This window comes from Selenomonas sp. oral taxon 138 str. F0429 (assembly GCF_000318175.2).
GTDB lineage: Bacteria > Bacillota > Negativicutes > Selenomonadales > Selenomonadaceae > Centipeda > Centipeda timonae.
In genome coordinates this window covers 474,822-478,114 of sequence record NZ_KB290947.1, presented here as the reverse complement: position 1 = coordinate 478,114, position 3,293 = coordinate 474,822, and the positions used below count along the sequence as shown (strand labels likewise).

The window sequence follows — 3,293 nt, the reverse complement described above, 5'->3', positions numbered from 1 at the left end:
GAGTTTTCTTCATGGGGAATTCCTCCTTCTGAAACTGCGGGCGGGACATCGTTCGCCTATGTTTCCAATGGTGCGCATTGTGTCCGCGGCGAATCATTTCCTCACCTCGCGTAAGTAATGAGATTAGATCTTATTATATGCTTACAAAAAACATTGTCAAGTGGAAAATTCTGAAAATAACTAAAGGGAAATGAAAACAACGTAAGACATGAAAGTTCATGCACCACGCAAAAATACCGCCGGCCGAAACCGGCGGTATTCCGTTTGTTGGAGAGATGAGCGATCAGAAGAAGAATTCGACGCGGCCGAAGAGTTTGTTCATGCCGGTCTTTCCCTCGGGTTCTGCAGAGTAGATCTGATTGCCGCGGAAGTAGATAAGAGAGCCAACGATGTTCTTCTGTAGAGTGTACTGTCCGCCGAACTCCCAGCCTTTCGTGTTCCACATCGCGCCATCGAAGGTCGGGGCGATTGTTCCTGCACCGCCGATGTAACGATAGGCTGCGTAGATGCCGAATGAGCCGGGATCTGCCTCGTTTGCGCCCTTGTAACCGAGCTCAATGTTGTAGGACTTCAGATGTTCTTTCTTGATCTCTGCCGTTTCGTTGCTGTTGTTCTTCCAGTAGCCGCCAGAGAGATAGACCGTCTGCGTGGGGTGATAGGTCATGCCGAAACCATAGAAATTAAGTGGATTTTTCATCCCGATCAGGTCATGGATGGCGGCCTTGTTGCCGACTCGTAGGTAGTCGATACCAAGGTGGAACTTCTCCGAGGGATCCCAGTTTGCCGTCACGCCCTGCACACTCGCCGTGGTGCCACCAGAATAGCGCCCGTTTTCGATCGACTCCTGGATCTCATCGCCCCATGCAGCGTTCAGGAGGTTGTAGCGTCCGGCGTAGATTGTGCCCGAGACCTGCTTATCCTTGCCGAGGGTAACAGCTGCGCCCGAGATATTGTCATCGAACAGCATCCCCTGCTCCGTGAAGATGGGCAGCTTGCCGAGCTGAATCACGGTTGAACCGTACTTGCCCTCTGCATAGGCGCGTTTGAGTTTTACATTGCCGTCATTGCCGCTGTCGGTTCGGAGGTCGATCTTGGAATCCAGTCGCGCCTTGACCGACCAGTGGCTGTTGACCTCGGCGGTGGGGTTCAGACGGAAGAGCAGCTCGTTATTCGTCTTTTTTCCGCCCGCATATTTGTCCAAGAATTCGCCGCCTGTGCGCTCATAGGTGTACTGGAGTTTTCCCTCCCACTTCACCATATCGGCGTGCTTTTCGAGATTCGAGACGCGCACGCCGAGGTTGTTCAGCTCGTCCGCGAACTCCGCAGCGAGGCGGTCGACAAGCGCCTTGTCCGATGCGGGCATATCGTCCTTTGCCATCGCCTTTGCAACCATCTGCGCCATCTCGTAGCGCGTGATATTGCGGTCGCCGCGATACGTGCCGTCGCCGTAGCCCTCGACCACGCCGTCGGCCGCGAGCTGCGTCACCGCATCGTACGCCCAGTGGTCGCGCGGCACATCGCTGAACGGGTTTGCCGCTGCGAATGTCGTCGATGCTGCGCCGATGACGAGCGCCGCGCTGAGCGCGGATACCAGAGTTTTCTTCATGGGGAATTCCTCCTTCTGAAAGCGCGGAATGAATCCGTGCTCCTTTACACCTGCGGGAGGAAGGACGCCTATGTTTCCAATGAGATGCATTGTGTCTGCGGCGAATATCTTCCTTCCGCACCAATACTGAGATTAAATCTTATTATATAGCGCAATGAAAACAATTGTCAAGCGAAAGATTCAGAAAAATACATCATGAAAAGAATATATTCGATGATTTCCTTACTAATGATTTGCGTGTGTGCTATAATGAAAGAAAAACGTGGGACAATGATTGTTGGGAGGAATCTACGATGAACGAATCCATCAAGGCGGTGCATCTTGCACATATGGACAGCGCACGTGCAGATGTCACGGCGTTCGATTCGGGCGCAACGGCACGCGCGGTCGCGTTCCATCGGAGCCTGCCGGACTATGAGCCGACGCCGCTTGCCGATCTTCGGCGGCTCTCGGCGGGGCTCGGACTCGGGCGGCTCGCGGTGAAGGATGAGAGCAAGCGGTTCGGGCTGAACGCATTCAAGGGGCTCGGCGCAAGCTATGCAGTCGCATGTTATCTCGCGCAGTACCTCGGACTCTCCGAGGGCGAGATGACCTATGAGAACCTACAGAAGCCCGCGTACCGCGAGCAGCTGCGCAAGGTCACGCTCGTCACGGCGACGGACGGCAACCATGGGCGCGGCATCGCGTGGGCGGCAAAAATTTTTGGGCTGTTTGCCCATGTCTTTATGCCCAAGGGTGGCTCGACCGAGCGTCTGGCGAACATTCGCGGACTTGGTGCGGAGGCATCGTTTACGACGTACAACTACGACGACACCGTGCGTCACGCGGCGAATCTCGCAAAGGAAAAGGGCTGGGTGCTCGTGCAGGATACGGCGTTTGACGGCTATACCGAGATCCCGCTCCGGATCATGCAGGGCTATACGACACTTGCACATGAAGCCATAGAGCAATACGGCGAACTGCCGACGCACATCTTTTTGCAGGCGGGTGTCGGGTCGCTGCCCGCTGCGATCACGGGCTACTTCGCCGCACACGATCGGGAGAAGCGCCCCGTCATCACGATTGTCGAGCCGAACCGCGCGGACTGCATCTACCGCACGGCTGCCGCCAGCGACGGTGAGCGGCATATCGTGACGGGCGAGATCAACTCCATCATGGCGGGGCTGTCCTGTGGCGAGCCGAATCCAATTGCATGGGAGATTCTGAAAGACTACGCCGACCACTTTGTCTCCGTGCCCGAATGGGTCGCGGCAAAGGGCATGCGCATCCTCGGCAATCCGCTCGATGATGATCCGCGCGTCGTCTCGGGCGAGAGCGGCGCTGTCACCACGGGGCTCGTTGCCGAGCTCATGCAGAACACGAGCCTCGACTACCTGCGTGACCGCATCGGACTCAATAAGGACTCGCGCATCCTCTGCATCTCCACCGAGGGCGACACCGACCGCACGAACTATCGGCGTGTGGTGTGGGATGGATTGTATCCGAGCTATTGATCATAAATAGACACAAAATGCCCCTGCGCCGAAACGGTGCAGGGGCATTTTCATAGGCGAAAGTGTTCCTGTCGCATCATATCAAATAAGGATCTTAAGGTAGCACTGATAAATTCAGCGCCGCCATCTTGACGCATCTTTTTCGCCCGCACTTCGTCGGCAAATCCTCCACATAGCTCTTGCTATGCGTCCGG

Annotated in this window: 3 protein-coding genes; 1 reads left to right on the top strand and 2 read right to left on the bottom strand. The window is 55.8% G+C overall.

The window, feature by feature from the left end:
* Positions 1-283: 283 nt before the first annotated feature.
* The gene (locus HMPREF9163_RS09340; RefSeq protein ID WP_037346842.1) at positions 284-1,606 is read right to left on the bottom strand and encodes an S-layer homology domain-containing protein; all 1,323 of its coding nucleotides are present in this window, start codon (positions 1,604-1,606) and stop codon (positions 284-286) included.
* A 293-nt stretch (positions 1,607-1,899) separates the two neighbouring features.
* Here HMPREF9163_RS09340 and dpaL point away from each other — a divergent pair, with 293 nt between their 5' ends.
* Entirely contained in the window at positions 1,900-3,099 is a 1,200-nt protein-coding gene (dpaL, locus tag HMPREF9163_RS09335) for a diaminopropionate ammonia-lyase (RefSeq protein WP_009441519.1), read from the top strand.
* A 94-nt stretch (positions 3,100-3,193) separates the two neighbouring features.
* Here dpaL and HMPREF9163_RS12560 read toward each other — a convergent pair.
* Positions 3,194-3,293, bottom strand: a 100-nt coding sequence (locus HMPREF9163_RS12560; RefSeq protein ID WP_071606087.1) for a secretion protein HlyD, incomplete at its 5' end; no start/stop codon positions are given.